Annotated in this window: 2 protein-coding genes; both read right to left on the bottom strand. The window is 74.8% G+C overall.

The window, feature by feature from the left end; all coding sequences use genetic code 11:
* On the bottom strand, nt 1-1,167 hold a 1,167-nt coding region (locus I003_RS0129070), incomplete at its 3' end, for a beta-ketoacyl synthase N-terminal-like domain-containing protein (protein ID WP_027774666.1).
* A 71-nt stretch (nt 1,168-1,238) separates the two neighbouring features.
* Nucleotides 1,239-3,800, bottom strand: a 2,562-nt coding sequence (locus tag I003_RS33775; protein WP_037722144.1) for an SDR family NAD(P)-dependent oxidoreductase, incomplete at its 5' end; no start/stop codon positions are given.

Here is a 3,800-nt window from a genome sequence, read left to right as displayed (position 1 = left end):
CCCCGCCACACCCGCCGCCGACTGCGCATGCCCGATGTTCGACTTCACCGACCCCAGCCACAGCGGCCGGTCCTCCGCCCGCCCCTGCCCGTACGTCGCCAGCAGCGCCCGGCCCTCGATCGGGTCGCCCAGCTCCGTGCCCGTGCCGTGCGCCTCCACCGCGTCCACGTCGCCGGGCCCCAGCCCCGCGTTGTCCAGCGCCGCCCAGATGACGTGCTGCTGGGCCGGGCCGCTGGGGGCGGTGAGTCCGTTGCTGGCACCGTCCTGGTTCACCGCCGTGCCGCGGACGACCGCCAGCACCCGGTGGCCGTTCCGCCGCGCGTCCGACAGCCGTTCCAGGGCCAGCACGCCGACGCCCTCGGCCATCCCCATGCCGTCCGAGCCCGCCGCGAACGCCTTGCAGCGGCCGTCGGCCGCGAGCGCGCCCTGCTTGCCGAACTCCACGAACGTGCCCGGCGTGTACATCACCGTCGCCCCGCCCGCGAGCGCGAGGTCGCTCTCGCCGGAGCGCAGCGACTGCGCCGCCAGGTGCAGCGTCACCAGGGAGGTCGAGCAGGCCGTGTCGACCGTGACGGCCGGGCCCGACAGCCCGAGGCTGTACGCGATCCGCCCCGACGCCACGCTCGCCACCGACCCGGTGACGAGGTGCCCCTCGACGCCCCCGGGGGCGTACTCCAGCGGGGCCCCGTACTCGTGGTAGTTGCGGCCCACGAAGACCCCGCCCCGGGCGTCCTCCAGACCCGACGGGTCGATACCGGCGTGCTCCAGCGCCGCCCACGCGCTCTCCAGCAGCAGCCGCTGCTGCGGCTCCATGGCCAGCGCCTCCCGCGGCGAGATGCCGAAGAACTCCGCATCGAAACCGGCGGCGTCGTCCAGGAAGCCGCCCTCCCGCACCGTCGTCGTACCGCCGGGGCCGGGGCCGAAGAGGCGCTCCAGGTCCCAGCCGCGGTCGGCGGGGAACGGGCCGACGGCGTCGCGCTCCTCGACGAGCAGCCGCCACAGGTCGTCGGGAGAGGTGACGCCGCCCGGGAAGCGGCAGGCCATGCCGATGATCGCGATCGGCTCCCGGGCCTGGTCCTCGACCTCCTGGAGCCGCCGGCGGGCCTTGCGCAAGTCCACGGTGACCCGCTTGAGATAGTCACGGAGCTTGGCTACGTCCTCGGCCATGGCGCGTCCTTCACGTCGTGCGGCGGTCCGGGTGTGGATGGGGCGGTGGCGGTCGGCATGGGTCGCACGCCTCAGCCGTCACGGAATTCGCGGTCGATGAGGTCGAACATCTCCTCGTCGCTGACGAGGTCGAGGTCGTCGTCCTCCGCCTCCTCAGGGCCGTCCGCCCCGGCGGACGGCGGGGCGTCGAGTCCGGTCAGCAGGGCCCGTAGCCGGGCGGCGATCTCCGTACGCTCCGGAGCGCCCACCCCGTGCGCGGTGAATGCCGCCTCCAGGCGGCCGAGTTCGGCGCGTACGGAGGCGGGGGGCGGCGCCTCACCGGCGGGGTCCGCGGTGAGTTCGCCGGCGAGTTCCTCGCCGAGGTGGCGGGCGACGGCGAGCGGGTGGGGATGCTCGAAGACCAGGGTGGCGGGCAGCCGCAGGCCGGTCACCTCGCCCAGCCGGTTGCGGAACTCGACCGCCAGCAGGGAGTCCACGCCGCGCTGCCGGAACGGGGTCCTGTCGGTGGTGTCCGCCGTCGCCCCGCCGCCGGGGCGCTGTCCGAGGACCGCGGTGAGGCAACTGTTGACGACCGCCAGCAGTTCCTTCTCGCGCTCGTCGGGCGGGAGGCCGGCGAGCCGTTGGGTGAGCGGCGACCCGTCACGTACGGGCTCCGTCTGCCGCATCTGCCTCTGCTGCTGCTTTTGTTCGGCGGCGATCTCCTCCAGCAGCGGAGCGGGCCGGGCGGAGGTGAAGACGGGCAGGAACCGTTCCCAGTCCACGTCCGCGAGGGCGACGAACGTCTCGTCGTCATCGAGGGCCTGCCGGAGGCCGGCGAGCGCGGTCTCCGGGTCGAGCAGCGGCAGCCCCTGCCGGCGCAGGAACTCCGGGTCGACGGCGTCGGGCAGCGTGTCGCTGCCCCACACCCCCCACGCCACGGAGGTCGCGGGCAGGCCGCGGGCACGGCGCTGCTCGGCGAACGCGTCCAGCCAGGCGTTGGCCGCCGCGTACGCGCCGTGGTCGCCGCTGCCCCACACGCCGGCGATGGAGGAGAAGAGGACGAACGCCTCGACCGGGTGGTGCGCGAGCAGTTCGTCCAGATGACGCGCGCCCGCGATCTTCGCCTCGACCACCTCGTGGAACTCCTCGACCGTGAGGGCGTCGAGGGAGTTGAGCCGCATCGCCGCCGCCGCGTGGATCACCGTCCCGATCCGGTGGCCGTCCGCGTCGAGTCGGCGTACCAGCTCCGCGACCGCGTCCCGGTCGGCGACGTCGCAGGCGGCGACCGTGACCTCGGCACCCTTGCCCTCGATCTCGGCGACCAGCTCGGCGACGCCGTCGGCGGATTCGCCGCTGCGGCTGACGAGGACGAGGTGGGCGGCGCCGGCGTCGACCAGCCACCGGGCGATGTGCGGGCCGAGGGCACCGGTTCCGCCGGTGACGAGGGTGGTGTGGCCGGGCCGGTAGCCGGTGGCGCCGGGGAGCGGGGCGGGACGGGCGGCGCGCACGAGGCGGGGGATGTGAGCGGTGTGGTCGCGGATCGCGAGGTGGGGTTCGTGATCGGGCCGGCGGCCGTCGGCGAGGTGCTGGACGAGCCGGGTGTAGTGGTCCGGCCGCGGGTCGGCGGGGAGGTCGACGAGACCGGCGAAGTGGCGTGCGTACTCCAGTCCCGCCACCCGCCCGAGGCCCCAGGTCTGCGCGTGGTCGGGGTCGGGGGGCGGGTCGTGGGGGCCGGTGCGGACGGCGTGGGTGGTGGCGGTCCACAGGGGGACGGCGGGGTGCCGCCGCCGGTGGTGGAGGTGGGTGAGGGTGGCGGTGGGATCGGGGTCGAGGTTGAGGACACCGGCCGGGTCCGGGTGGCCGGGGTCGGTGGTGACGGTGGCGCCGGCGGCTTCGAGGGCGGCGACCAGGGCGGCGGGCGGCGGTGAGCCGGGCGCGGGGAGCACGAGCCAGGTGCCGGTGAGCGTCGCCCGGGCGGAGGGTGGGGTGTGGGGGCGCCAGGTGACGGTGTAACGCCAGGAGTCGAGGGTGTCCTGCGTCGACGTGGCCGGGGGCGGGGCCAGCCAGAGGTGCTGGTGCTGGAAGGGGTAGGTGGGCAGGTCGGGCAGGTGGGCGGCGGCGGGGGCGGGGGCGTCGGGGCCTGTCGCGAGGCCGTGGGCGTGGGTGTGGGCGAGCGCAAGGGCGAGCCGGTGAGCGGTGTCGTCGTCGCGGTGGAGGGTCGCGTGGGTGACGGCGTCGGCGTCGGCCCGGTCGACGGTCTCGTCGATCGCGGTGAGCAGGCCGGGGTGAGGACTGGGTTCAAGGAAGTGCCCGAAGCCGTCGGCCAGAAGCGCCTGCACCGTCTGGTGGAAACGCACCGGTGCACGCAGGTTGGTGAACCAGTAGCCCGCGGTCAGGGTGGTGGTGTCGAGAGGCCCGGCGGTGACCGTGGAATAGAAGGGGATATCGGCGGTGTGGGGCTGGATGCCCTCCAGTCGCTTTTCGAGGTCAGCTTGCAGCGGCTGGACGAGGGGAGTGTGCGAGGCGTACGTCACGGGGACACGGCGGTGACGGACGTCGTGGCCTACGCAGTGCTTCTCCACCGCGTCCAGCGCGTCCGCCGGCCCGGCGACGACCACGGCCGAGGGACCGTTGAACGCCGCAACCGACACCTC

This window comes from Streptomyces sp. CNQ329 (genome assembly GCF_000482585.1).
The sequence above is the reverse complement of the archived record's forward strand: the minus strand, read 5'-3'. Positions and strand labels throughout refer to the sequence as shown.